The organism is Flavobacterium weaverense (assembly GCF_003688495.1).
In the GTDB taxonomy this organism is placed as follows: domain Bacteria; phylum Bacteroidota; class Bacteroidia; order Flavobacteriales; family Flavobacteriaceae; genus Flavobacterium; species Flavobacterium weaverense.
On record NZ_REFH01000009.1, the window covers coordinates 124,560 to 150,755 of the forward strand.

A 26,196-nucleotide genomic window follows, 5' to 3' on the forward strand; every position below is an offset into this window, starting at 1 on the left:
AAATAATTTTATTTAAACACTACCCTATATTTTTAGATAAATATGGCCCGTAAACTGTTTTTTAGCCGTATTTTTGCAAAAATCCAATAAGAAGCAATGCCGGAAAACACCTTAGAAATTGAAATCGAAGACAAAAAAGAACTCTATGCTTACCAGAAGGGAGATATAGATTCCATCTTTGAACGTATCGATAATGGACCTCGTCAACATCATTTGTTATATCAACTACCTACAGGCGGTGGGAAAACAGTAGTTTTCTCTGAAATAGTACGCCGTTATTTATCTAAACACGATAAAAAAGTAGTGGTTTTAACACACAGAATCGAACTTTGTAAACAAACTTCAAAAATGTTGAAGGGTTTTGATGTAAAAAACAAAATCATCAACAGTAAAGTAAAAGAACTTCCAGATCAAAACGACTATTCTTGTTTTGTGGCGATGGTAGAGACTTTGAAAAACCGAATCAATGATGAAAAATTGCATTTGGATAACATTGGTTTAGTAATTATCGATGAGGCGCATTACAACTCTTTTAGAAAATTATTAAGCTCTTTCAAAAACGCATTTATATTAGGAGTTACGGCAACACCGCTAAGTTCTAATGTAAAATTACCAATGCATGAAAGCTATGATGAATTGATAGTAGGAGATACTATCAGTTCTTTGATTGATAAAGGATTTTTGGCAAAAGCCATTACTTATAGTTATGACGTTGGATTGACATCATTAAAAGTGGGGATTAACGGAGATTATACCGTAAAATCTTCTGATGATTTATACACCAATATGGCCATGCAAGAAAAATTATTGCATGCCTACACCGAGAAATCTATTGGTAAAAAAACCTTGATTTTTAATAACGGGATCAATACCTCTTTATATGTTTATGAAACATTTAGAGAAGCCGGTTATGAAATCCGTCACTTAGATAACACTAGTAGCACTGAGGAACGTAAAGAAATTTTACATTGGTTTAAGCACACTCCAGATGCTATTTTGACATCTGTTGGAATTCTTACCACTGGTTTTGATGAACCTACAGTCGAGACAATTATATTAAACAGAGCTACTAAATCATTGACTTTGTATTACCAAATGATTGGTCGTGGCTCTCGTAAATTACCTAATAAAGATAGCTTTAATGTAATCGATTTAGGTAATAACGCAGCACGTTTTGGATTGTGGAGTGAGCCTGTAAACTGGCAACACATCTTTAAATCTCCTGAGTTTTACTTAGAGAATTTACGTGATGATACGGAGATTGAATTGTATTTTAAATACAGTATGCCTCCTGAATTACGTGAAAAATTTAGTAAAACTGCTGTCGTAACTTTTGATGTCGATGAAGAACACAAATTAATCATCAAGCAAAATTTACGTTCTAAGGAAGTTTTAGATAAATCACTAGAGCAACATGCCGCAATGTGTGTCGATAATTCGGATACTTTGCAGGAAGCAAAAGCTTTAGGAAAATTGCTAGAGGACGATATCGATTGTCGTATCAAGCGTTATTCAAAATGCTTGAGTCAATGCAGTAAAAATTATCGTGAATGGCTAGTGGACGATTACAAATTGAAACTAGTATTGCTAACAGGTAAAAAATACCGTGAGAAAATTATGAACGAACCGGATGAAGATTAATTTCATTAGGAGCTTTTTCCCGCTATCCGCTATATCTGCTGTGGCAAACACGGCCACAACAGGATAACGCTACTATCGGGGCTAGCGTTCTCGATTACAAACAACTATTTTTTCCAACTTATAAAATCCAAATAAAATGTCAAAACAATTCGCTGATTTAGGAATTTCTAAACCAATATTGAATGCACTTTCTGATTTGAATATTGTTACTCCGACAGAAATTCAGCAAAAAACAATTCCGTTATTATTAGCTAACACAACTGATTTTGTTGGATTAGCTAAAACAGGAACTGGTAAAACAGCTGCTTTTGGATTGCCTATTTTACAATTAATAGACACTAATTCTACACTTGTTCAAGCGGTTATTTTAGCGCCAACGAGAGAATTAGGCCAACAAATATTCAAGAATTTAGAATCGTTTGCTACATTCTTGCCAGAAGTTTCTATCGCAGCCACTTGCGGAGGAATTCCTATAAAACCTCAAATCGAACGTTTAGCATCGCCAACGCATATTGTTGTAGCAACGCCAGGACGTTTAATTGATTTAATTCAACGCAAAGCGATTAATCTTAAGGAAACTAAATTTTTAGTGCTTGACGAAGCAGATGAAATGGTCTCTATCTTAAAAGAAAGCCTTGACGAAATCGTAGCCGAATTACCTAAAGAGCACAAAACCTTTTTGTTCTCAGCAACGATGCCAGGAACCATCAAACAACTGGTTCAGAATTACCTAAGTAAAAACGTAGTTCAGGTCAGTGCTAACATGGAAACAGTAGGAAATCAAGGAATTGATCACGAGTATATTGTGGTAGATCCTATTGAAAAACTAGATGTTTTGATGCATTTCTTAAACTCAAAAGAAGGCGAACGCGGAATTATCTTTTGTAAAACAAAAGCGGCTGTAAATAAACTAGCTAAGAATTTAGCAATTAATCGTTTTTCATCAGGCGCTTTACACGGAAGTTTATCACAAGGAATTAGAGATCGTATCATGGAGCAATTCCGTGAAGGTCATATCAATATATTAGTGGCTACAGATCTTGCGGCAAGAGGAATTGACGTAAAGGAAATTTCGTATGTGGTTAATTACCATTTACCAGACGCTTATGAAGCATACGTTCACCGTAGCGGAAGAACGGCAAGAGCAGGAGCAAAGGGACTTTCGTTAACCGTATTACAACCGGAAGAAGTTGGCGAAATTGCCGATTTCGAAAAAGAATTGGGAATTAAATTCACCGAATTTAAAAAGCCAAGTTCACTAAGCATCGAGGAAAACAATACCCTTTTATGGGCCAAACAAATATTCAAAACCAAACCTAACCATGAAGTGGATGCGGAATTGAAAACAAAAATAAAAACCGTTTTCCATCATTTAACTAAAGAGGAGTTGATCGAAAAACTGTTGGCTAATTATTTGTTACAAAACAAAAACGAACCAGCCGAAAAACCGGTTAAAAGACAAAAAATGAAATAGAATTTTTTTTCTGTTTTAAGAAATTGAGAAACCATTATAAAGCTTGAAGAAGTTTTGTAATGGTTTTTTTTTATAAATTTTCTAAAATTGAAAGAAAAAGATTAATTATTTAATTAAATAAAGAATTAAGTATATATTTGATTTTGTATGTTATTAACGGCTTTGATAAAAAAAAATTAGATTAACATTATGGGGTCAGAAAAAATAAAAAGTTAATAATAATATCCCTATGTTCAAGCAAATATACTTTTAGTCAACACTAATAATTTCTTTACATTGACAACTAAGATTTAAAACGAATGACAGCATTAATTATAATTGGAGTAATAATAATCATAGTTTTTGTTGTGAAAGGCAATAAAAAGCGAACACGACAAGACGCTATTTACTCAAATTTGAAAATCAGACAGAAATCAGAGAAAGAAATTCACGACGAATTAGTTCAAAGTCTTGTCAAAAATATTAAGATTACTGTGACGACAAGTAACGGAACTAGTAGTTATAACGATGACTCAATAATTGATGTAACAGACCAAATTTATAACATTAATTCAAACAATAGTTTGAAAAAATACAGTATTGGGGTACCTTACTGGACACATTATTATGTTTATTCGTACTCTGAATTATTAAGTGCATCGGCTGAACAAAAGAAATTTTATAACATTTTTAAAGCTAACTTTTTAAATGGCGAGTATATCGATTTAGAAGGGAATACAAATTACGCATTCATTTTATTGTTTGACTTACTCAATGAATACGATAAAGATATATCAATATTAGAAAGCCAACTTAAAATCTTAGGGCAATATTATCCAAAAACTAAATCGTATGGAGTTTCATTTTTAATTAAAAAATTGGAAATAGATGGTTATAGTGAAGACGTTTCAAGACTTAGAAGAGAGGACAGGTTTAGCTATCAAAATTACAACTCAGATTACGATTATGACTACTGGAGGTTAGGGAGTAAATACAAATCCAGATTAAATCTCAATGAAAAAGAAGTAAAACTTTTAAACAAGCTTTATTATCCAAGTAATAATTTTTGCAGGATTGAATTTTGTATCCTTGAAGTTATAAAACTTTACATGTCGTTGATTTCTGAATTGAAATCTATATATGAATCAGAGGGAACAAATATTGATAAAGAATTTTTATTTGTTGCAGATGTGCTCGCAAGGAAACACTTCAGATACAGAAAAGGAAGTCAGAATTATAATTATTCTATTGTATCAACCACAAATGAATTCTATTCTAACATTTTTAAACATTGTGAAAATGCAGTTCGTGAATCCTTTGGTCATAAACGGAAATTAAATACAGATACTTATTACACGAATGATGAAGCCAAATTTGAATTTGAATCTAAAATAGTGGCAAAGGTTTTAGAATTATTGCCAGCCTTAATTTCTAATGTTAACGCACCTGATGAAGAAACTGAAATTGAACTTTATTCACAGACGATAAGTAGATGGAAATTAAAATTTGAGGAATTAACAACGAATTATAAAAGTAATCAAAAGGAATTTGTAGAATCAATTATCGAGCTTGGAAAACTTAATAAAAAGAATCCCTCTATTGAAAATATATTTTTTGAAGCATCAAAATTTATTGCAAAGCACGATAAAGTTTCATCATTGATACTTTATATTCTTTACTTACACCACGATATAAAATCTGTAACCTTTGACAACAAGAAACTAACAAAGACAATCCAGAAAGGTCTTTTTAAAACTAATGAGCAAATTCAAGATTTTGAACAAATTGTTAACGAATTTATAAGTGATAAGAAATTAGATAAGGCACTCAAAGCTGTTGTGAAAGTGTACGAAGTAAAACGAAAAAAAATACAACTAGACAGAACTACAATTAAGGAAGTTCAAGCACAACATTCCGGAACGGTTGAACTTCTTAATGAATATTTACGTGATGACTTTGAAGATGAAAATGACACGATTCAAAATCAAGAAATAAATAGTGAAGAAATAATGATTGAAATAATTCAGAAAAATGATGAATCTCATCAATCGCCATTTTTACCTGAATTATCACTTAATCAAATCCAAATTTCTATTTTAGAACTGTTTTATAAAAATAATTTTTCAATTCTTCAAAGTGAAATTGAAGAATTTGCAAAATTAAAAGGTGTGTTTAAAAATCAAGTAATCGAAAGTGTCAATGAAACCTGTTATGAAGTTTTAGATGATGTGTTAATCGAAGAGGAAGACGATTACTATTCAATAATTCCAGAGTATTTCCAAAAAATTTCAATAAAATGATAGATAACATAAAACCAAAAGAAGCCACTTCAATAATCAATTCACTTATTGGTGGTGTAGTTCCAAAGATTGGTATTCAACATATAACTGTTGGTCGATCAGAAGAAATAAATGCAGTCGTATCTGCTTTAGAGGATGTGAAAAATGGCCATAGTATGGTGAAATTCTGGATTGGAGACTTCGGTTCAGGTAAATCGTTTATGCTTCACTTGCTCAATACAGTTGCTTTAAAACAAAAGTTTGTAGTAGCTAATGCAGATTTCACACCTGATAACCGTTTGTATTCAAATGATGGAAAAGGTGTTGCTCTTTATTCTGCAATAATGGATAATGTTTCCATTCAGACAAAACCCGAAGGTGGAGCTTTGCCTACTTTGTTGGAAAAATGGATTGAACAAATTATTACAAAAACAGCAGATGAAAATAATATCTCGATAGCTGATATTCGAAATGAGCAATACTTGAATCTGATTCAGAACAATATAATGACAACCATAAATGAAATTACTGACGTTGGTGGTTTCGACTTTGGAACAGTTGTAATGAAATATTACGAAGGTTACATTAAAGGAGATGAACAACTAAGAAGAAATGCATTAAAATGGCTCAAAGGAGAATATAGAACAAAAACCGAAGCAAGGCAGGATTTAGGCGTTAGAGAAGTAATTAATGACCTAAATTACTATGATATGCTTAAAAACTTCTGTAAACTTTTTGTAAGTATGGGTTATAGTGGTTTTATGATAAATCTTGACGAAGCTATAAATCTATACAAGATTTCGACTTCTGTAATGAGAGAAAAAAACTATGAAAAGATTCTAGCTATTTACAATGATTGTTTTCAAGGAAAGGTTTCTAACATATTCTTCAATTTTGCTGGAACAAAAGAGTTCTTGGAAAATGAACGTAGAGGGCTTTTCAGTTATGATGCTCTGAAAACAAGACTTGCAACCAATAAATTTGAAACAGCTCTAATAAGAGACTTCGCGCAGCCTGTTCTGAAATTATTACCTCTAAATAATAACGAAATATTTGTATTACTTCAGAAATTAAAAGCAATCTTTGATTACAACTACAAAACTGAAATACAAATTTCTGATGATGAAATTCAGCAATTTATGGAGGAGCTATTCAATAAACCTGGTGCTTCAGAATTTTTAACTCCGAGAGAAGTAATTAGGGACTTCTTAAATATCCTAAACATTATTCGACAAAACCCAACTATTGATAAAAACATGTTATTTGGAGAACTTGAAGTTTCTGATGAAAGACCTGAAGAATTTTCATTAGATAGCATAGAAGAATTATAATGTCATTTGATTTACTTTCAGAACCAATACGAAAATTTATTCGTGATAAGGGTTGGGAACAGTTGCGACCAATTCAAAATGCTGCTATTTCCAGAATTTTGAGTTCAGATGAAAATTTTATTTTGGCTTCAAGAACTGCATCTGGTAAAACAGAAGCAGCATTTTTGCCTATACTTTCAAAAGTAAACTTCAATGATAAAGGTGTTCAAGTTCTTTATATTTCACCATTAATTGCTCTTATAAATGATCAGTTTTATCGTGTTGAAGAACTTTGCAAAAATCTTGATGTAACCGTTACCAAGTGGCACGGCGAAGCTAACAAAACTTTGAAAGAAAGATTATTAAAACAACCAAGCGGAATTATACTAATCACACCTGAATCATTGGAAGCAATGTTTGTGAACAAACCTTACAATGTCAAACAATTATTTTCCAATTTAAAGTATGTAGTTATTGATGAAATCCATTCGTTTATCGGAACAGATAGAGGAACTCAACTAAAATCCATATTAAGCAGACTTCAAAAAGTAAATTCCAGTTCTTTTAGTATTGTTGGTCTTTCTGCCACAATGAGCGAAGAAAATAAATTTATTGAAGTAAAAGAGTTTACTGGAAATGTAGAAAAAACAAAAATCCTAATAGATCGAACAGCGAAAGAAATCAATTCTGTATTTCGTTTCTTCAAAAATGAAAATGAAGAATTACCGTTAGAACTTTTGAAGGATTTATATATAGAAACGAAAGACAATAAAGTTTTAATTTTTCCAAATAGCAGAGGGCGAGTTGAAGAAGTAGCTGTAAAACTTAAAAAAATATCTGAAAGAGTAAAAGGACATCCTAATTATTTTTCGCATCATTCATCCGTTGATAGAGAAGTACGAGAATATGTAGAATACTTTGCAAAGAATAACAAGCGAAATAACTTTTGTATTTCTTGCACATCAACATTAGAACTTGGAATAGATATAGGTTCTGTTGATGAAGTTGTCCAAATCGATGCTACGCATAGTATTGCTTCTTTGATTCAGAGAGTTGGAAGAAGTGGTAGAAAAGACGGAGAAAGTAGTAATTTATTTCTTTATGCAACAAATAAATGGAGTTTACTTCAATCTATTGCTTGCTGGCTTTTGTATAAAGAGGGTTTCATAGAGCCTCCAGAAAAAAATGAAAAGCCTTATGATATTTTGGTGCATCAGGCTTTATCAATTACTAAAGGACATTCCGGAATACTTCTTACTGAATTAATAAAACAACTTAAAGAAAATGCTGCATTCAATTTGATTGAACGATCAGAAATTGAAGAAATACTTCAACATTTGATTGAAATTGATTTTCTAGAAAAACTTCAACTCGAAGTTATTATAGGCGTTGAAGGCGAGAACATTGTTAATAGTCGGGAATTTTATAGCGTATTCAAAACTGAAGAAAACTTTAAAGTTGTAAATGCTGGCAATACAATTGGTCAAATACCTTTTTCACCTCAAATTATTGAGGATGAAAACATATTGCTATCTGCAAAAATATGGAAGATAAAATTCGTTGATCACAAAGCTAAGAAAATTGAGGTCATATCAGCAAAAGATGGTAAAAAGCCAATGTTTTTTGGTGGAGGTGCAGCTATTCATCAGAAAATTAGAGAGAAAATGTTTGAAATATTATATTCTAAAATAGAATATGATTTTCTTGATGAGCCTAGTTTTGATGAAATAGAAAATATGCGAAAAGATTTCTTAGTATTCAAAATTAAGGATTTACAATCTGAAAGACCATTGTTGACATCAGAAAAACACGTGCAACTATTCACATTTACTGGAACACGAATTAACAGGACTTTACAATTGCTTTTAAATATTGCTGGCATTAAAAACAAGATCGACGAGAGTAATAGTTCGTTTGATATTGAAGTTTCAGAAGAAGATTTGATTTCAAAATGGAATTTTTTGTCCTTTCCATTGACTGATATTGACACTCACATTTCGACACTTTTAGAGTCTAATCCCACTCTTTTAGACTTTTCTAAATGGGGAATATATTTGCCCTTGAAATATAAAATTAAAGTTATTAAGAATAAATACTTTGACATTGAACAGACAAAAGTATTATTAAATAATTTTAAATTAATTTCTACTAAATAGCATTGACAACAAGTCATAAGACTAATAAAAGCAAAAAAGGACAAAATTCGTTCCTCCTAATTACTACATAATTAGCAATTTTATAAATCCTTAATAAATGAAAAGAATCAAATTCGACAATTTACAATACAATTGGTTTTTTATTTCATTAATATTACTATCCTTATTCTGTATCATGTTCGGTCTTTTTGAAATAAATGAATTTCAAAATCCAAAAATAAATAAAGGAATTAGTGCAATTGGATATGTATCGCAAGTAGTATTTTTCTCAAGAATGTTTTGGTTTAAGAATTATGTACAATATAATAAAAAAGGAATTTTTATTCGGATTAAAACATTTTTTGGAAAATCAATATCATTTGGTAATGTGGAGAGAACAGAATTAGAGAATTAGGTTCTAACAATTTATAAATGTGATGGAAATAGATATGATTTTCACTTACAAGAAATTGATGAAAATGATTCTAGAAAGCTTTTTGAGGTAATTAATCAATAGTCTTCTTAGAATAATTATTATGTGACTAAATATAACTTCTATTGTAGAAACTGCTACCAAATTAATGTTCAAACTTTAACAAACGGATTATACTTCTTAAAATTAGAAAGCGGTAAAACCTTTAAAATTTTAAAAGAATAAAAACTTTTTTTTTAAGTAAACACAGATAAAAGTATGCCATTGTATGAACTTGATAGAGTAGTGCAATGGCTATTTTTAAATCTTCAATTTTATAAAATGATACTGTTTAACTAAACCCAACAGAACGTTAAAATTAAACCTATTAAATAAATTACTTCTTACCTTTGGCTCATGATTAAAAAGTTGCACCTATATCTCGTAATTCTAACTCTTGGCCTATTCTTACTGCCAGGTTTGACTTATGCGTGTGGAACTCAGTCAGAAAAAGAATGTTGTAAAATGGAAACAACTTCAAAACAAGAGCATAAAGGATGTTCTGAAGAAAGTCATGCTGCTGATAAAAATAGCGGTTGCGACGGTCAATGCGGACATTCAAATTGTACAACAACTTCGGTACAAGTAAGCTTAGCTTTGTTTAGCCAAAATGAATTTGGCTACACTTTCTTTAATTTTCCTAATGAAAAGCAAAAGTTTTACAGTTCTAAAACTTTCGTATCATCTGGATATACTACATTATGGCTTATTCCTAAAATAGGCTAGTTTTATTTCTTGACAGCCATAACTATGGCTATTTCACTGCATTTGCAGTACATTAACTTCAATTTTTATATTAATAAGGAACGTATTTACGCTCTTATTATCTACTGATTGTTCACAAATCAAAATTTTAATTAAAACACTTTCGAAAGAAAACTCTCTTTTGATATAAAACCCTATACTATGAAATATTCAATTTCAAACGTAATGGTAGCAGCAACAATGTTGTTAACCTTTACAATCTCTAGCGCACAAATAAAAAATTCAGTAACTGAAAACGTAAAGATTTACGGTAACTGTGGCATGTGTGAAAAAACAATAGAAAAAGCAGGTAATCTAAAAAACGTTGCTACTGTTGATTGGAATAAAGACAGCAAAATGGCTTCGATAACTTATGATTCTAAAAAAACAACTCAAGACGAAGTTTTAAAACGCATTGCTTTAGCAGGATACGATAGCGATACTTTCCTTGCGCCAGAAAATGTTTATAATGAATTACCAGGTTGTTGTCAATATGATAGAGAAAGTAAAATTGCAGTAAAAGCAACTTCATCTACGATGAATCATCAAAATCACACAAATCACATGGATATGACAAATACAGCAATGAAAGAAATGAACCAACTTACGTCAGTTTTAGATAATTATTTCGCAGTAAAGGATGCATTAGTAGGTACAGACGGATCAATGGCCGCTGCAAAATCTAAATCGCTACTTACTAATTTAGAAGCGGTACAAATGGATAAATTGGAAATGGATGTTCACATGGTGTGGATGAAAGTTTCTACCAATTTAAAAGAAGATGCTAAACACATCGCTGATACTAAAGATACTGAACACCAAAGAGAGCGTTTTATCAACTTGTCAAAAAACATGTATGAATTAATCAAGGTTTCAAATACCGAAAACCCTATTTACTACCAGTTTTGTCCAATGGCAAACAAAGGAAAAGGTGCTAACTGGTTGAGCAAAGAAAATGCAGTTAAGAATCCATATTACGGTTCAATGATGATGACTTGCGGTAAAACGGTAGAAACAATTAAATAAACGGAGCAAAGTCCATTTGTGAAATTTGGGCTTTGTTTTTTATTAAAAAAAATAATTATAATGGATATCAGGACAAAACTAATCGTCTTTTTATTAGTAGCTTTTAGTCTTACTTCATTTGCACAAATAAAAATTGGAGACGCAATTCCATCAATTGAATTGAAAAGCAGCAAAGAGGTAAAAATTAATATAAATGAATTCAAAGGTAAGTTCGTATTAATTGATTTTTGGGCTTCCTGGTGCGGACCATGCAGAGTGGGGAATAAAAAGCTAGTGCAAATGCATAAAGATTTAGATTCAAGTAAAATAGAAATTATTGGAATTTCAATTGATACAGACGCTATTAAATGGAAAAAAGCGATTGAAAAAGACAAGATACATTTTTTGCAATTAATTGATCCAAAAGGATTTGATGCTAACGCAGCAGTAACTTTTGGAGTAGAAGAGTTGCCTTCAAAATTCCTATTTGATAGCGAAGGAATATTAATAATGAAAAACCCAACAGATCAAGAAATAATAAATCTAATAAATAAATAAAATGAAAATAGTAAATATAAAATACAGCGCTCTAATAGTTTTAATGGTGATGTTTTCGGCGGTAAGTAATGCACAAATTTCAAAAGCAGAGATTGTAGCAACGGGATTAACGTGCTCTATGTGCTCTAATGCAATAAACAAACAATTAAAATCAATGACAGAAGTTAAGAATGTTGAAATCGACTTGAATTCAAACACTTTCATTGTTTCGTTAGCAGATAATAATTCACTATCACCTTCGATCTTCAAAGAAAAAGTGGAAAAAGCAGGTTTTTTCATTGGTTCCCTAATCGTAACAGTTGATGCTGAAACTTTAAAGAAAAACTCGTTCGTTGTTTTAGACGGTAAAGAAAGCAAGAACAAGGAAGTTCAAATACAAGTTTTAGATAAAGGTTACGTAACTGATAAAGAGTTTAAAAAACTCTCTAAGACATACAAGAACAGCACAAATTATGCTATGAACAATGAAAAAGATTTCCATATTAAAATTGTAAAATAATGAAGAAGTTTCTAGTACTAGTTGTCCTATTCATTTTCCAAAAAGGTACGAGTCAGGAACTATTTCTGATGACAGATCCAGCCAGTAACGTTCCTGCAAACTCCTTAGGTGTAAATGTATTGCAGTCTTTCTTAAAAAAAGAAGGTACTTCAGCATACAATTATTATCTCATGCCGGAGGTAAGTTATGGAGTTAATAAGAATCTAATGTTAAGAGCGTCAGCGTTTGCGAGTAATGCCGACAATAATTTTGTAGGAGAAGGAGGGAGCGTTTACGCTAAGTATCGCTTCTATTCTGAGGATGATATCAATAGTCACTTCCGAATGGCTGCTTTTGGCCGCTATAGTTTTAACAATTCTACAGTAAATCAAGAGCAAATTGAAATTATGGGTAACAATACCGGTTTTGAAACTGGTGTTGTTGCTACAAAATTGATTAAAAAAGTAGCGATCAGTTCATCGGTAAGTTTTGAGAAGGCATTCGATAATACTTCAAACCATAGATTTCCAACTAATTTTGGAAGTACTGCGACGAACTATACTTTGTCTTTTGGTAAATTAATGTATCCAAAAAAATATACCAGTTTGAAACAGACGAATATTAATTTAATGTTAGAATTTGTTGGTCAAACGATCAATGAAAATGGTAAATCCTATCTAGATGCAGTACCAGTTATTCAATTTATTTTTAATAGTCAAGCCCGTTTGGATTTAGGATATAGAAAAGAATTAATTAATTCTATGACGCGTTCCTCTTCAGATGGAATTTACTTTAATTTATACTATACTTTTTTCAATTTGAAAAATTAGCACGTGAATTATGAAATAATTTTTATAAAATTTATAATATTTTTTGCTAAATATAAACGTCTTTAGCATCAACTTAAAACTCTACAAAATGAAAATATTAAATTTTAGTTTACTATTAGGTTTGTTTTTAATCATAACTTCTTGTAAACAGCAAACTATCGAAGACAATAGTAATAAAGAATCACACATGATGAATGATTCAACAATGATGAACCATGATTCAACGATGATGAACCATGATTCAACGATGATGAACCATGATTCAACGATGATTCAAAATAGTGATAAGAAGATGGATACTAATATATCATATTCTTGTCCAATGCATCCAGAAGTTATTGGAAGTAAAGGCGATAAATGTCCTAAATGTGGAATGGATTTGGAGCAAATTTCCACAAAAGATTTACAATAGAAATAATGATTTCAATATCATTTTTCAAAGTTGATTTATTCGAATAGATCAATCAATATTTAACTTAAAGACTATAGTAAGATGGAAAATTTAGAGAAACACAAAAAGCAAAACATGTATACAAAATTCATTTCAATGTTAGGACTCTCCTTTCTTGCAATGTATGGTACGATGTATTTAAATACGTACTCAGTAGACCATGTATACTTTAGTCTGACACGATTTTACATGACTTGCTTAGGAATTTCAGCCATGTCATTAATAATGTTATTTTTTATGATGGGAATGTATCGCAACAAGAAAAAAAACATGCTGATAATATTAGGAAGTATTCTTTTATTTAGTTCTGCTTTGTTTCTTGTTCGCGTTCAAAAACCAATCGTTGGCGATACGCTTTGGATGAGAGCAATGATTCCACATCATTCAATCGCAATTTTGACAAGTGAAAGAGCAGATATTAAAGATCCAGAAGTTAAAAAATTAGCAGATGATATTATCACTGCGCAAAAAAAAGAAATTGAACAAATGAAACTAATGATTAAAAGATTAGAAAATGAAAAATAATATTATAATCGCTGTTGTTTTTGTACTCTTTATTTCAAATATGCTTTTGGCTCAAAAAGTCGTCCATTATGATCTTTATGTAAAAGATACTTTAGTGAATTTTTCTGGAAAAGAAAAAAGAGCAATTGCGGTAAATGGACAGATTCCAATGCCAACGCTAACTTTTACAGAAGGCGATATTGCTGAAATTGTAGTTCATAACCAATTGAAAGAAAGTACTTCATTACATTGGCACGGATTATATTTGCCAAACAAAGAAGATGGTGTTCCGTACTTAACACAAATGCCTATTGAACCTGGTGAAACCTTTACGTATCGTTTTCCAATTGTGCAAAATGGTACACACTGGTACCACAGTCATAGTGGAATGCAAGAGCAAATAGGAATGTACGGTTCGTTAATTTTAAAGAAAAAAGCCGACGATAAAACGTTCAGAAAAGGAATTGATGACTTACCACAAGTTCCTGTAATTTTAAGCGAATGGACGGATTTAAACCCTAAAAACGTACATCGATTATTACACAACGCTTCCGACTATTTTGCCATTAAGAAAGGAACTACTCAGAGTTACTCAGAAGCTATAAAGGCAGGACATTTCAAAACGAAACTAACTAACGAGTGGAAACGCATGTTAGCCATGGATGTGAGTGATGTTTATTATGACAAATTCTTAATAAATGGTCAAAACGAAAGTCAGCTAACGCAATTTAAAGGCGGAGACAAAGTACGATTACGAATTTCCAATGGTGGTGCATCATCCTATTTTTGGTTGAATTATGCTGGCGGAAAAATGACTGTAGTGGCTAACGACGGTAATGATGTAGATCCGGTTGAAGTAGATCGATTGATTATCGGAGTTTCAGAGACCTACGATGTTGTGGTTACCATTCCTGCGGATGACACGTCGTACGAGTTTGTAGCTACTCCAGAAGATAGGACTAAAGCAACTTCTATTTATATTGGTAAAGGGATCAAACAATTAGTTAGTCCGATGCCAAAATTGAAATATTTTGAAGGAATGAAGATGATGAACGACATGATGAACATGGACGGTTCAATGAATGATATGGGAATGGATATGTCGTTGCAAAAAATGGATATGAATACAGTTATGTATCCAGAAATTTCAGGAGTTACTAAAAAGCCGAAAGCTAGAGGTAGCGATCCGATGAAAATGGACGGAAATATGGATCATTCAAAATCATCTGCTAAATCTTCAAATGAAGCTAAACAGGAAAGTGGAATGAAAATGGATGGAAATATGGATCATTCAAAATCATCTGCTAAATCTTCAAATGAAGCAAAACAAGAGAGCGGAATGAAAATGGATGGAAATATGGATCATTCAAAATCATCTGCTAAATCTTCAAATGAAGCAAAACAAGAGAGCGGAATGAAAATGGATGGAAATATGGATCATTCTAAACACAATATGAGTGCGATGAATTCTGATATTGTAACGCTGAATTATTCAATGTTAAAATCACCAACTAAAACTTCTCTTGATAAAAATGCTCCTGTGCGCGAAATTAGGTTTGAACTTACTGGAAACATGAATCGTTATGTGTGGAGCATGGATAATAAAGTTTTATCTGAGGTGGATAAAATTTTAATTAAAAAAGGGGAGATCGTTCGTATTACTTTATACAATAATTCAATGATGCGTCATCCTATGCATTTGCACGGACATGATTTTAGAGTTATAAATGGTCAAGGAGAATATTCCCCTTTGAAAAATGTATTGGATATTATGCCAATGGAAACAGACGTCATTGAATTTGCTGCAAATGCAGATGGTGATTGGTTCTTCCATTGTCACATTTTATATCACATGATGTCTGGAATGAATCGCGTTTTTAGTTATGAAAATTCAGAACCAAATCCATATCTACCAAATAAAGCTGCAGCCTATAAAACATTGCAAGCTGAGAGTAATGAAACTCATTTCATGGCTCAAAATGATTTTGCTACCAATGGAAACGACGGAATGGCAATGATACAAAATGCGCGCTGGAGTTTCGGAACAGAATGGCGTTTAGGATATAATAAAATGCATGGTTATGAAGTAGAAACTCATGTGGGACGATACATTGGAAAGAATCAATGGTTTATGCCATTTGTTGGATTTGATTATCGCTATCGAAAAATGGGAATGGACCAGCAAGAAACTAATTTATTCAATCAATCCAATACTAAGGACAATCGCAGTTTAGTTAGTTTAGGGTTTGATTACACTTTACCAATGCTCGTTATTTTTCAAGCAGAAGTATATCACAATGGAGATGTTCGTTTCCAATTAATGAGAGAGGATATTCCAGTTTCAAAAAGATTACGAGCTGGTTTTATGGTTAATACAGACAAAGAATATATGGCTGATTTACGATACATCATAAATAAAAACATGGGTATTAGAACGCATTACGACAGCGATATGGGATTTGGAGTAGGATTGTCGGTAAACTACTAAAGTAAGAATAGATATTTAATAGATTTCTTTTAGAATTAAAATTTAAACCGTTATTAGACTTGGAAGAGTTTAGTAACGGTTTTTTTATGCGAAAGATTATATAAAAATCTCATCTAATTCTAAAACACGAAAATTGACTTTTACTTTATCTTTAAAATATTAAACTTAAACGTATTATGAAAGATAAAGAAACTGCCCAGGAGATAAAACATGTAGGTGATGAAGCCATGTCGATTCATAAGCGAAAGAGAGGTAAAGGCTATCAATATTTTGATGAAGAAGGAAATAAAATCACCGATACCGTATTATTAAGTAGATTTCGCCGACTAATAATTCCGCCAATGTGGAGCGATGTTTATATCTGTAAATGGGATGATGGACACATTCAAGCCATTGGTAGAGATGCAAAAGGCAGGAAACAGTACATTTATCACTCTACATTTGAAAAAGCGAAGCAAGAAGAGAAATTTGCAAAGATGAAAAGCTTTGGAAAAGCATTGAGTAAATTTCGACAAAAAATATTAGAAGATATTGACACTAAAGAATGGAGCAAGGAGAAAATTCTAGCGCTCATTGTTTTACTTTTAGACGAAACTGGAATCCGAATAGGTAATAAGCAATATGCCAATCAAAACGGAACTTTTGGACTTACAACATTACGCAGAAAGCACATTACTTTTGAAAAAAACCATGTGGTATTTGAATACAAAGGAAAAAGTAACCAAATGCGACATATTGAAGTCGATGATATGCAGTTAGCAAAATTGATAAAAAAGTCTTCTGAATTACCCGGTTACGAAATATTTAGATACAAGGACGATGATGGTAATTTCCAGGCGATAGATAGCGAAGATGTGAACGAGTATATTCGCACACACATGGGAAAAGGTTTTAGTAGTAAAGATTTTAGAACATGGGTCGCAAGCCGTTTAGCAGTTGAATTATATCCTCATGCGTTAGAAGCCATTGGTGATACTAAAAAAAGAAAATTCAGTAATACATTGATTCGAATGGTGGCTGATGAATTAGGAAATACACCTACAGTATGCAGATCATATTATGTACATCCTAACATCATGCAGAAAATTGAATCGAAAAGTCTACCCAGTAAATGGCATGAGGATGACGGGATGAATCAGTTTGAACTCACTTCGTCAGAAAAAGAAGTGATGAAGCATATTTAATTAATGAACGGTTACTATTTCCTCATCAGACGAAATAGCAATCGTTTTTTTTATTTTCTTTCTACCTAAAATTAGAATTATTAAAGCTAAAATAGTGGTTACAGCCATTATAGCAACCATAGGAACTGTAGAATTATGTACAAAAACACCAACTAAGAACGAAACAAAAGCACCTAATCCTAATTGTATGGCACCCATTAAAGCAGAAGCGCTTCCAGCATTCCTCGCAAAAGGAGCAAGGGTTAATCCAGCAGTATTAGGATTTGAAATTCCTAAACACGCAAGAAATAAAAACAACATCGTGATTGTTCCATATAAACCTAGTAAATCATTTAATGATAGAATTAGGAATAACGATACAATAAAGGTTTGCGAAATTAATGCACCAAAAATCATTTGCTCACTGTTAAACTTGCGTAACAGTAATGAATTCAATTGACTAGCACTTATAAAACTTAAAGACATAAAAGCAAAAATCCAACCGTAAGTCTTTGCATCTACTTTAAATATATCCATGAATATGATAGGAGAGGCAGCGACATACGTAAATAAACCAGAGAAAGCAATTGCACCTGCAAAAGCATAAGTATAAAATTGAGGCTCTTTTAGAATACTAATAAAATTAGTAATAATTGGTTTTGGTTTTAACGAAATTGAAGTATCTGGTAGATAGGTGTTTGGTAAAATTAATTGCGCTACAATCATAATAACTATTCCCATGCACATCAATATAAAAAATACAGTATGCCAACCATAATCTGCAGTTACGTATCCACCAATTGTTGGCGCTAACATTGGTGAAAGCCCAACAACTAACATTAATAATGAGAACACCTTTGGAATATCTTTAACTGGAAATAAATCACGCACCATCGATACTGAAGCGACCGTTGCAGCACAACTACCCACAGCTTGAATGAATCGTAAACCAATAAAAGTGTCAATATCAGTTACAAAAACGCAACCTAGAGATGCTAAAATGTAAACTAATAATCCAATAAATAAAGGTTTCTTTCTACCAAAACGATCTAATAATGGTCCGTATAATAATTGTCCTGCAGATATACCAATAAAATAACTCGATAATGTCATAGACACATTAGCAACTGTCGTGTTTAAATCCTTTGCAATTCCAGAAAATCCAGGTAAATACATATCAATTGAAAATGGTCCTAATGCAGTTAACGAACCTAAAATTAGGATTAACTTAATATATCTCTTTCTGGACATCGCGGTATTATTGTTCAAAGTAGCTGTTTTAATTTTTTGCAAAGGTAAATTAATTAAATCGGTCATTGAAACTTAAAAGCCTTATAGAAAGTTAAAACTTGGGCTTTGATCAATTCTAATTTTTAATGATTAGCATAAAGCCTGAAATAAAAAGTAAACCTAGAATGAATTTCTTCAAAAATTCTTCGTTCAATTTGAGATAAACCATCTTTCCCAAAACTAAAGCTAGAATAAAAAAGGGAAGAACGTATAAAGAGTTAATCAATTCGCTTCTAGTTAAAACACCTTCAAAAGCTAATACAGAAATACGCATTATTGAAACAATTCCTAATATTCCAAACATCGTAGCGCGGAAAGCTTGCACCGTAGCGGTTTCACTTTTAATTATTACTGCATACAATGGACCGCCCGTTGAAAAAACTCCAGAAAAGAATCCACCAAAAAGACCCAATATAAATTGAACTTTAGCTCCAAAACGTTTATTATTTTTATTTATTAAATTGTTTATAACAAAGAGCAAAATAAAGATTCCCAAAGCTTTTTTTAAGATATTGGGTTCGCCAAATAATAAAACTATGGATCCTATTAAAACACCAAAGAAAGAAGTGATTGCTAGTTTTTTTAGTAATTCTTTGTCCATATTCTTCCATTCCTTATAGAAATAGATTGGTGAAGCAATCGAATAAAAAATAGATATATAACAAACAGCTTCTGCTAATGGCATTACAAGGAGTAAAAAAGGTAAAGCAACTAATGCACCAGCAAAGCCGCTAATAGTTTGAACAAAAAAACCAAAGAAAATCCCGATTATAAGTAATAATAACATTGTATCCATATTACAAAAGTAGTTCTGGAGTTGATTTTATTAAAATTTAATCAGTGGTTATATTAGCAATTTTCCGCTAAAAAAAGTATTTTTGCACTAAATAAACATTAATAATGGTAGATACTATAGATTTAAAGATAATAGATAAATTGAAGCTAAATTCTAGAGCCTCATTTGTTGAAATAGGCAAACAAATTGGTTTATCACCATCTAGCGTTCGAGAACGCGTTCAAAAACTTGAAGATTCAGAAGTTATAAAGGGTTACCATATTCAGCTCGATAATAAGAAATTAGGTTTTGGTCTTGAAGTTTTTATTATGTTCAAATTGTTCAGTGGAAAATTAATTCTTTTTTGTGATCACTTAAATGTATTTCCCGAAATAGCTGAAATACATAGAATCACTGGAACACACAATATTTTTATGAAAGTCATCTTAACTGATCAATTGCATCTACAGCAATTTATAGACAGACTTTTGGTTTATGGCGAACCAACGACTCATTTAATATTATCAGATTTAAAGGACGAGTAGCTAACAAGAGTTTTAATATGGTGTTTTCATTGATTTAGGTCTACTTTCACTCTTTTTGCAACTATATATAAATGAACTATAATTTATATTATGTAAAATAGACTTTATTAAAACCTTGCTCTTCATATATTAGCAGTAACAAAAAAAGCACCGTCTCCCGACGATGCTCTACTAATAAACATAATTCTGCTTATTTAATCATTACTGGAATATTCCATTTCTCCCAGCTAAGTGTCATTTTATTTTTTGCTATTGTGTATACCAACTTTTCTGCTGATGATTTTGCAACTTGTGGTTTAACTTTAACTCTCAGCTGATCTTCTTTTTCGTTGTACTTTCCAGATCCCCATTGTTTCGCTTCTTTGTTAAAGATGATGATACATTCTTTTGCGCTTGGAATAACAAAAAATGAATACTTTCCAGCTGGTAGTTTTGATCCTTCTACCATAATATCTTTAGTAGTTTCAAAAGTTGTAGCTTCATTTGCACCAGCGCGCCATACTTCATTAAAAGGAACTAATCCGCCCCAAATTTCTCTCGCTTTCACTGATGGACTACTGTAATTGATAGTAATATCGGCACCCTTAATTTTTCCAGTTGCAACTTCTTTGCTACTAGCTGGTTTGGCTTGCGCGTTCATAAAATTTACAATAAGCAGTGCAATAAGTGAAAAATGTAATTTTCTGATTAACTTCATGATTTAAAATGTTTTAGTTTGATAAATAAAAGTAAATAATGTTGTTCTAAATACTTATAAATCTCAATTTTTTTAGGAAAAAATTAAGCATTGTATAATTAACCTATTTTGCTTGAGTTATGATAGTGATATAATTTTAATTTCGTTATTTTTACAAAAACATACCTTATTTACTTACACGATATGAATACTATTGCTGAACACATTGCTGATTTTTTAAAGGAATACGCTCCTTTTAATCATTTGACTTTTGAAGAATTATCTGAAATAGCCACTAGCATACGTGTTGTCAATCTTGAAAAACATAAAATATTATTTCAAGTCAATGATGTTTTGCATGATAGTTTTTACGTTGTTGCAAGTGGTATTATATCGTTATCAGTCATAGCTGATTCTGAAGAGACATTATTAAACAAATGTACCGAAGGAGAAATATTTGGAATACGTCCGTTTTTTGCCAAAAATAATTATATGATGACCGCTAAAGCGCGAGAGGAAAGCATTGTATATGCAATTCCTATTGCTATTTTTCGTCCTTTCGTAGCTAATAATTCTGATGTTTTAAATTATTTATTAGAAAGTTTTGCAGTCAATACTCGTAATCCAAAAGATAAAGAAAACTTAATAGGTAAATTAATTTCTGATAATGTTTACTATTCCGGTGAAAAATCAGAAATGCAATATTTTCAGTCTTTATCGTACAACACCTCACCATTAAAAACGAATAGTTCTGCAATAGTTCAAGATGTTGCGCAGATAATGACAGAAAGTTTGAAAAATAATATCGTAGTTTGCGATAATAACAATCCTATAGGAATTATTACCGATACGGACATGCGTTCTAAGATAGCAACTGGTCGCTATCCAATTACTACCACAGTTGATAAAATAATGTCGGCTCCAGTTATTACCGTTATGGAAAATGTCTCTTTGGCGGAAGCCCAATTATTGATGTTAAAATATAACGTAACGCACTTATGTGTTACTAAAGACGGTACTGATAAATCAAATGTAAAAGGTATTATTAGCGAAAATGATTTAATAATTGCCCAAGCTAGTAATCCAGGTGTTTTAATCAAAGAAATTAAACGTTGTCAAGCTCCAAAAGAATTAAAGCAAATTAGAGATCGTTTAACCGATTTAATTCAGACTTCGATAACTAAAAATATTCCAGTTTCACACATTTTTAATATTGCTAGTGAAATCAATTTGGCTATCATCAAGCGTTCTGTAGAATTATCGATTTTAGACTTAGGCTCACCTCCTGCTCGCTTTGCATGGCTAAGTATAGGTAGTCAAGGTCGTAAAGAGCAACTACTATTAACCGATCAAGATAGTATTCTTATTTTCGAAGATGTTTCAGCCGATAAATACCGCGAAGTGAAAGATTACTTCCTGAAATTAGGTAAAAAAACAACGACGACTCTTGAAGAAATAGGTTATGCCTTATGTCCTAATGGACACATGGGAAGCAATACGCAATGGTGTAAATCATTGACGGACTGGATTAAACAGTATGACAGTTGGATGAATACTCCAGGTGAAAATAGTAACGAAATAAGTAGTATTTTCTTTGATTACGAAATCGCTTTTGGTGAACAAAAAATTGAAGATACAATAAGCGATGTCGTTTATAAGAATGCAAAAAATAATATTTTATTTTTTGACTTCCTAGGAAATGATGCCTTAAGAAAAAATTCTCCTCTTAGTTTTTTCAAAAACTTTAATGTGGAGGATGAAGGTCCAAATAAAAATAAATTTGATATAAAAACTCGAGCGATATTGCCATTAGTTGATGGTGCTCGTCTGTTTGCTTTAAATTTTGAAGTTAGAGGAATAAACAATACATATCAAAGATTCAAGCAGTTTGCGATCAATGATCCGCGACACGCAGAGATTTATTTGAATTGCGGAGAAGCATTTTTAACTTTGTCAAAATTTAGAACATTAGAAGGTTTGAAAAATGATAGTTCAGGCCAATTCATTAATCTCGATGAATTATCTAAACTTGATCGCGACAAACTAAAAAGTGCATTAGCACCAATGAGGGAATTAGAGGAATTAATTAAAAGTAAATTTAAACTAACTCAATTTTCATAACTATGTTAGACTGGTTAAAAAATATTAGCAAAGAACATCCAGAATTTTGGAAGAGCTACCTATCAAAATTTGATGAGAAATCATCTCGATACGTGGTATTGTCAACTGAAACTTCAGGTTTGAGCGCTATAAAAGATGTAATCTTATCAATAGGTGCCTTTGCTGTGGTTGATGACAGTATTAGAATTGGAGATAGTTTTGAGGCCGTTTTATTGCAATATAAATTTTTTCACGACAACGGAATTCTGAATGAATTTTTAGTAGAAAGTAAAATGAAAAAATTTCCGGAACCGGAAGCAATTCAAAACTTTATTGAATTCATAGGCAATGCAGTTTTAGTGGGACATCACGTAGATTTTGACGTAGAAATAATCAATACAGCCTTAGATCGTTTGGGTTGCGGAAGATTAAAAAATGAAGCACTCGATATCGATGTGATGCATAGGAAGTTGCATGATATAAATGACAGACAGTTTTCATTAGACGAACTTTGTAAAACTTACAATGTGCCTATAAGCGAAAGAAATTCTTCAGCAGAGGATGCTTACAAGACAGCTTTATTATTTTTGAAGTTGAAATCGAGATTGGGAATAAAATAGTACTTGCAAAAAATCAGTATTCAAACTTCAATGCGATTCCTTTCCAAAAACGGCCGTGATGCGTTATAGAAACCACTCTTTTAAATGATGAATTTTGGTTCTCTAAAAAAGGAATACCGTCTACCTTAATGATTTTATCTTCAATTACAATAGCTGCTATTGTCTTAAATAAATCCTGCTGACTAACGGCGATTGTGTATACAAAATCTTCTGAAAGCACTGTTTTAGTAAAATATTCAAAACCTCTACAAGAAACAGTTCCTATATTCTCAGATTCATAACTACATTCAAGCTGTAACGGAATAAAGGCTCGAATACTAGTTTCTCTATTATAAATCTTATACGCCGCCTCTTTCCTACTCCATAAATTCCAAACCATTAAATTAGGATTTTGAGTGTTATTTATAAGATGCTGTTCTTGCTGCGTGAATATTTTTTCAAGATATCCTTTTCGGCGCCAATTGCTTTGCTTTTTGGCTAAAGCCAAATCAACGATATCGTTTCCAATCATATTTGAAAAATTAAAATTCTAATTTTTCTCTGCTAATTTACTTGCAATAATTTCCATTGCTGCTTTAACATTTATCATTCGCTCCATAGCATCGTTGTCAATTTCGATATTATATTTCTCTTCAATATCAAGAATGACATCTACTAAATTAGCTGAATTTATTTTCAAATCACTTATGAAATCAGTGTCTTCTGTTAATGCATCAAACGCCGTTTGATCTTGAATATAAGGTTTTACAATTTCTTTTAATTGATCTATAACTTGTTGCTTATCCATTTTAATTTGCTGATTTTTCACTAAAGTAAAGGTTTTATTTTTAATTACTATAGCTTTATTTTCTATTTCTATTTTATAAATTTTTTAAAAATCACACAGCCATTCACGTCTCCAAAACCAAAACTAGCTTTAGCCACAATCTGAATATCTTTGTGGATTAACTTCATTGGTATTTGCGATTCATCTATTATTGCAGTGATATCGGGATTCAAGTCTTCGCAATTGATATTTGGAAAAATAAAACCGTGATGTAATTGCAATACTGCAGCAACACTCTCAATACTTCCAGCTCCTGATAAGCAGTGGCCAACCATTGATTTTAATGAATTTATGTATGGAAAATGTTTTCCTTTTCTATTTAATGCTTCACTCCAGTTTTGAATTTCTAAACTATCCTTAGAGGTCGCAGTCAAATGTCCATTAATCACGTCGATTTCATTAGCATTTACTCCAGCGTTTAAAAGCGCATCAGTGATACATTTTTTAACTGCAACTGGGTTTGGCGCCGTCATAGTGCCGAGTCCGCGTTGACCTCCAGAATTTACATTTCCTCCTAAAATCTCAGCGTAAATTGTAGCGCCACGTTGCAAAGCGCTTTCTAAATCTTCGATAACCATTGCTCCTGCGCCACTTCCTGGAACAAATCCAGAGGCAGTTGCACTCATGGGTCTCGAACCTTCTTCAGGCGATTGATTGTGTTTAAAAGTACAAACTCGCATAGCATCAAAACCACCCCAGATATAAGGGCCAGAATCGCTAGTACTTCCTGCTACTATTCGTTTAGCTTGACCTAATTTAATTCTTTCGTATGCCATCAAGATACTTTCGGTACCCGTTGTGCAAGCAGAAGAATTTGTTGTGACTTGGTTACCCAAACCTAATTTTCCACCTAAATAAGCGCTAACACCACTATTCATTGTTTGCGCGACGGCCGTACTTCCCAAACGTCTCGTTTGGAGATCGTCAATTTTATAAATGCTCTCTCGAAATTTATCAATCCCAGAAGTTCCAGTTCCAAATATAGTTCCGCTATCCCAATCAGGTTCTTTATTATTTTCTATAGCTAAACCTGCATCTTTCCATGCATCAATTCCTGCAATAACACCGTATAGAATCCCAGACGAATTAAAATTGCGCAGTTCTAACTCTGAAAAATAATTCAAAGATAATTCTGTAGAAATTTCTGGTTTTCCTGATATCTGACATGAAAACTGCAAGCGTTCCAATTCAGCATCGTGCTTTATTCCTGATAAACCATTTTTTATGGCGTCAGTGAATGCGTCAAGCCCCACTCCATTTGGTGCAACTACTCCAAGTCCCGTTATTACTACTCTTCTATTCATTTGTAAATACAGTTTAAAGGACAATTAAAAAATAGTAAGATGAAATTAAATATCAATTTCAATTGTATAAAAATAATGGTTTAAGATCATACAAATTAAACGAGCATTCCAGCAATTATTCCTGTACAAACTACTTCATTATTTTGATTTTTCATTACTACTTTGCATTTTAATTTTCCAAATCTAAAATATATTTTTTCTGAAATTACGCTTACTTTTTCGTTAGGAAATACTGGTTTTAAAAATTCAATATCAGTTGATGTTAAGGCAATTGAATTACTTTTACTTACTTCTTTATTTAATATGAATATTCCCAAACAAACGAGACCAATTTGAGCCATTGTTTCGGTCAAAATAACTCCAGGAGTAATGGGATTGTCTTTAAAATGTCCTTTATAAAATTCGAGGTTTTCATCGAAAGTGTAATTCCCTTCCACTCCATTTTCATCAATATGAGTTATTTCATCAACAAACAAAAATGGTTTTGAATACGGTAATTTTGAAATAAGATCTTGAAAATTCAGCATTTTAAATATTTCATTTTTTATA

At 31.9% G+C, this 26,196-nt stretch carries 25 protein-coding genes; 18 read left to right on the plus strand and 7 right to left on the minus strand.

Going from position 1 to position 26,196, the window contains the following annotated elements:
• Nucleotides 1–96: 96 nt before the first annotated feature.
• The 15 genes from BC961_RS07290 (at nt 97) to BC961_RS07360 (ending at nt 17,532) form a co-directional block, all read left to right on the plus strand.
• The gene (locus tag BC961_RS07290) at nt 97–1,641 is read left to right on the plus strand and encodes a DEAD/DEAH box helicase (RefSeq protein ID WP_121925213.1); all 1,545 of its coding nucleotides are present in this window, start codon (nt 97–99) and stop codon (nt 1,639–1,641) included.
• A 136-nt stretch (nt 1,642–1,777) separates the two neighbouring features.
• Nucleotides 1,778–3,115 carry a DEAD/DEAH box helicase gene (locus BC961_RS07295; protein WP_121925214.1) on the plus strand — a complete coding sequence of 446 codons (1,338 nt, stop codon included), beginning with the start codon at nt 1,778–1,780 and terminating at the stop codon, nt 3,113–3,115.
• A gap of 299 nt (nt 3,116–3,414) precedes the next feature.
• On the plus strand, nt 3,415–5,394 hold the full coding sequence (locus BC961_RS07300) for a tellurite resistance TerB C-terminal domain-containing protein (RefSeq protein ID WP_121925215.1): 1,980 nt from the start codon (nt 3,415–3,417) through the stop codon (nt 5,392–5,394).
• On the plus strand, nt 5,391–6,704 hold the full coding sequence (locus BC961_RS07305; protein ID WP_121925216.1) for an ATP-binding protein: 1,314 nt from the start codon (nt 5,391–5,393) through the stop codon (nt 6,702–6,704). The genes BC961_RS07300 and BC961_RS07305 overlap by 4 nt, the downstream gene beginning before the upstream one ends.
• Nucleotides 6,704–8,839 carry a DEAD/DEAH box helicase gene (locus tag BC961_RS07310; protein WP_121925217.1) on the plus strand — a complete coding sequence of 712 codons (2,136 nt, stop codon included), beginning with the start codon at nt 6,704–6,706 and terminating at the stop codon, nt 8,837–8,839. Before BC961_RS07305 ends, BC961_RS07310 begins: the two co-directional genes overlap by 1 nt.
• A gap of 97 nt (nt 8,840–8,936) precedes the next feature.
• Complete coding sequence (locus tag BC961_RS07315) at nt 8,937–9,233, plus strand: hypothetical protein (RefSeq protein WP_147440534.1); 297 nt, start codon at nt 8,937–8,939, stop codon at nt 9,231–9,233.
• A 414-nt stretch (nt 9,234–9,647) separates the two neighbouring features.
• Nucleotides 9,648–10,016, plus strand: coding sequence for a hypothetical protein (locus BC961_RS07320; RefSeq protein WP_147440535.1), 369 nt, complete (start codon nt 9,648–9,650; stop codon nt 10,014–10,016).
• A 180-nt stretch (nt 10,017–10,196) separates the two neighbouring features.
• Nucleotides 10,197–11,060 (plus strand): DUF3347 domain-containing protein, encoded by an 864-nt coding sequence (locus BC961_RS07325; RefSeq protein WP_121925220.1) that lies wholly within the window; start codon nt 10,197–10,199, stop codon nt 11,058–11,060.
• Nucleotides 11,061–11,120: 60 nt separating this feature from the next.
• A complete protein-coding gene (locus BC961_RS07330; protein ID WP_121925221.1) occupies nt 11,121–11,597 on the plus strand; it encodes a TlpA family protein disulfide reductase in 477 nt (158 codons plus the stop codon).
• Between the two features lies 1 nt (nt 11,598).
• Nucleotides 11,599–12,096, plus strand: coding sequence for a heavy-metal-associated domain-containing protein (locus BC961_RS07335; RefSeq protein ID WP_121925222.1), 498 nt, complete (start codon nt 11,599–11,601; stop codon nt 12,094–12,096).
• Entirely contained in the window at nt 12,096–12,905 is an 810-nt protein-coding gene (locus tag BC961_RS07340; protein ID WP_121925223.1) for a hypothetical protein, read from the plus strand. The genes BC961_RS07335 and BC961_RS07340 overlap by 1 nt, the downstream gene beginning before the upstream one ends.
• An 88-nt stretch (nt 12,906–12,993) precedes the next feature.
• Nucleotides 12,994–13,317 carry a heavy metal-binding domain-containing protein gene (locus BC961_RS07345; RefSeq protein ID WP_121925224.1) on the plus strand — a complete coding sequence of 108 codons (324 nt, stop codon included), beginning with the start codon at nt 12,994–12,996 and terminating at the stop codon, nt 13,315–13,317.
• Between the two features lie 81 nt (nt 13,318–13,398).
• Entirely contained in the window at nt 13,399–13,881 is a 483-nt protein-coding gene (locus BC961_RS07350; RefSeq protein ID WP_121925225.1) for a DUF305 domain-containing protein, read from the plus strand.
• Entirely contained in the window at nt 13,871–16,348 is a 2,478-nt protein-coding gene (locus BC961_RS07355; protein WP_121925226.1) for a multicopper oxidase domain-containing protein, read from the plus strand. The genes BC961_RS07350 and BC961_RS07355 overlap by 11 nt, the downstream gene beginning before the upstream one ends.
• Nucleotides 16,349–16,524: 176 nt before the next feature.
• Entirely contained in the window at nt 16,525–17,532 is a 1,008-nt protein-coding gene (locus BC961_RS07360) for a DNA topoisomerase IB (protein ID WP_245980847.1), read from the plus strand.
• Here BC961_RS07360 and BC961_RS07365 read toward each other — a convergent pair whose 3' ends face one another.
• Complete coding sequence (locus BC961_RS07365) at nt 17,533–18,762, minus strand: multidrug effflux MFS transporter (protein ID WP_121925672.1); 1,230 nt, start codon at nt 18,760–18,762, stop codon at nt 17,533–17,535.
• A gap of 115 nt (nt 18,763–18,877) precedes the next feature.
• Nucleotides 18,878–19,588, minus strand: a complete 711-nt coding sequence (locus BC961_RS07370; RefSeq protein WP_245980849.1) for a sulfite exporter TauE/SafE family protein — start codon at nt 19,586–19,588, stop codon at nt 18,878–18,880.
• A 113-nt stretch (nt 19,589–19,701) separates the two neighbouring features.
• Between BC961_RS07370 and BC961_RS07375 the strand changes: the two genes are divergently transcribed.
• Nucleotides 19,702–20,121 carry an Lrp/AsnC family transcriptional regulator gene (locus tag BC961_RS07375; protein WP_121925228.1) on the plus strand — a complete coding sequence of 140 codons (420 nt, stop codon included), beginning with the start codon at nt 19,702–19,704 and terminating at the stop codon, nt 20,119–20,121.
• A gap of 190 nt (nt 20,122–20,311) precedes the next feature.
• On the opposite strand, the gene BC961_RS07380 is transcribed toward BC961_RS07375, so the two are convergent.
• Nucleotides 20,312–20,818: a DUF2911 domain-containing protein gene (locus tag BC961_RS07380; protein WP_121925229.1), complete on the minus strand. Its 507-nt coding sequence runs from the start codon at nt 20,816–20,818 to the stop codon at nt 20,312–20,314.
• A 183-nt stretch (nt 20,819–21,001) separates the two neighbouring features.
• Between BC961_RS07380 and BC961_RS07385 the strand changes: the two genes are divergently transcribed.
• Together BC961_RS07385 and BC961_RS07390 are read left to right on the plus strand one after the other, a co-directional pair.
• The gene (locus tag BC961_RS07385; protein WP_121925230.1) at nt 21,002–22,918 is read left to right on the plus strand and encodes a DUF294 nucleotidyltransferase-like domain-containing protein; all 1,917 of its coding nucleotides are present in this window, start codon (nt 21,002–21,004) and stop codon (nt 22,916–22,918) included.
• A gap of 2 nt (nt 22,919–22,920) precedes the next feature.
• Nucleotides 22,921–23,517 (plus strand): 3'-5' exonuclease, encoded by a 597-nt coding sequence (locus tag BC961_RS07390; RefSeq protein ID WP_121925231.1) that lies wholly within the window; start codon nt 22,921–22,923, stop codon nt 23,515–23,517.
• 13 nt (nt 23,518–23,530) lie between these two features.
• On the opposite strand, the gene BC961_RS07395 is transcribed toward BC961_RS07390, so the two are convergent.
• From BC961_RS07395 to BC961_RS07410, 4 genes are all read right to left on the minus strand, one after another.
• Nucleotides 23,531–24,028 (minus strand): 4'-phosphopantetheinyl transferase family protein, encoded by a 498-nt coding sequence (locus tag BC961_RS07395; protein WP_121925232.1) that lies wholly within the window; start codon nt 24,026–24,028, stop codon nt 23,531–23,533.
• An 18-nt stretch (nt 24,029–24,046) separates the two neighbouring features.
• Entirely contained in the window at nt 24,047–24,304 is a 258-nt protein-coding gene (locus tag BC961_RS07400; protein WP_121925233.1) for an acyl carrier protein, read from the minus strand.
• Between the two features lie 68 nt (nt 24,305–24,372).
• Complete coding sequence (locus BC961_RS07405; RefSeq protein ID WP_121925234.1) at nt 24,373–25,647, minus strand: beta-ketoacyl-[acyl-carrier-protein] synthase family protein; 1,275 nt, start codon at nt 25,645–25,647, stop codon at nt 24,373–24,375.
• A gap of 95 nt (nt 25,648–25,742) precedes the next feature.
• Nucleotides 25,743–26,171, minus strand: a complete 429-nt coding sequence (locus BC961_RS07410; RefSeq protein WP_121925673.1) for a 3-hydroxyacyl-ACP dehydratase FabZ family protein — start codon at nt 26,169–26,171, stop codon at nt 25,743–25,745.
• Nucleotides 26,172–26,196: the final 25 nt, after the last annotated feature.

Coding starts and splice junctions, on each gene's coding strand:
- BC961_RS07290 (WP_121925213.1), top strand. CDS start 97: ATGCCGGAAAACACCTTAGAAATTGAAATCGAAGACAAAAAAGAACTC.
- BC961_RS07295 (WP_121925214.1), top strand. CDS start 1,778: ATGTCAAAACAATTCGCTGATTTAGGAATTTCTAAACCAATATTGAAT.
- BC961_RS07300 (WP_121925215.1), top strand. CDS start 3,415: ATGACAGCATTAATTATAATTGGAGTAATAATAATCATAGTTTTTGTT.
- BC961_RS07305 (WP_121925216.1), top strand. CDS start 5,391: ATGATAGATAACATAAAACCAAAAGAAGCCACTTCAATAATCAATTCA.
- BC961_RS07310 (WP_121925217.1), top strand. CDS start 6,704: ATGTCATTTGATTTACTTTCAGAACCAATACGAAAATTTATTCGTGAT.
- BC961_RS07315 (WP_147440534.1), top strand. CDS start 8,937: ATGAAAAGAATCAAATTCGACAATTTACAATACAATTGGTTTTTTATT.
- BC961_RS07320 (WP_147440535.1), top strand. CDS start 9,648: ATGATTAAAAAGTTGCACCTATATCTCGTAATTCTAACTCTTGGCCTA.
- BC961_RS07325 (WP_121925220.1), top strand. CDS start 10,197: ATGAAATATTCAATTTCAAACGTAATGGTAGCAGCAACAATGTTGTTA.
- BC961_RS07330 (WP_121925221.1), top strand. CDS start 11,121: ATGGATATCAGGACAAAACTAATCGTCTTTTTATTAGTAGCTTTTAGT.
- BC961_RS07335 (WP_121925222.1), top strand. CDS start 11,599: ATGAAAATAGTAAATATAAAATACAGCGCTCTAATAGTTTTAATGGTG.
- BC961_RS07340 (WP_121925223.1), top strand. CDS start 12,096: ATGAAGAAGTTTCTAGTACTAGTTGTCCTATTCATTTTCCAAAAAGGT.
- BC961_RS07345 (WP_121925224.1), top strand. CDS start 12,994: ATGAAAATATTAAATTTTAGTTTACTATTAGGTTTGTTTTTAATCATA.
- BC961_RS07350 (WP_121925225.1), top strand. CDS start 13,399: ATGGAAAATTTAGAGAAACACAAAAAGCAAAACATGTATACAAAATTC.
- BC961_RS07355 (WP_121925226.1), top strand. CDS start 13,871: ATGAAAAATAATATTATAATCGCTGTTGTTTTTGTACTCTTTATTTCA.
- BC961_RS07360 (WP_245980847.1), top strand. CDS start 16,525: ATGAAAGATAAAGAAACTGCCCAGGAGATAAAACATGTAGGTGATGAA.
- BC961_RS07365 (WP_121925672.1), bottom strand. CDS start 18,762: ATGTCCAGAAAGAGATATATTAAGTTAATCCTAATTTTAGGTTCGTTA.
- BC961_RS07370 (WP_245980849.1), bottom strand. CDS start 19,588: ATGTTATTATTACTTATAATCGGGATTTTCTTTGGTTTTTTTGTTCAA.
- BC961_RS07375 (WP_121925228.1), top strand. CDS start 19,702: ATGGTAGATACTATAGATTTAAAGATAATAGATAAATTGAAGCTAAAT.
- BC961_RS07380 (WP_121925229.1), bottom strand. CDS start 20,818: ATGAAGTTAATCAGAAAATTACATTTTTCACTTATTGCACTGCTTATT.
- BC961_RS07385 (WP_121925230.1), top strand. CDS start 21,002: ATGAATACTATTGCTGAACACATTGCTGATTTTTTAAAGGAATACGCT.
- BC961_RS07390 (WP_121925231.1), top strand. CDS start 22,921: ATGTTAGACTGGTTAAAAAATATTAGCAAAGAACATCCAGAATTTTGG.
- BC961_RS07395 (WP_121925232.1), bottom strand. CDS start 24,028: ATGATTGGAAACGATATCGTTGATTTGGCTTTAGCCAAAAAGCAAAGC.
- BC961_RS07400 (WP_121925233.1), bottom strand. CDS start 24,304: ATGGATAAGCAACAAGTTATAGATCAATTAAAAGAAATTGTAAAACCT.
- BC961_RS07405 (WP_121925234.1), bottom strand. CDS start 25,647: ATGAATAGAAGAGTAGTAATAACGGGACTTGGAGTAGTTGCACCAAAT.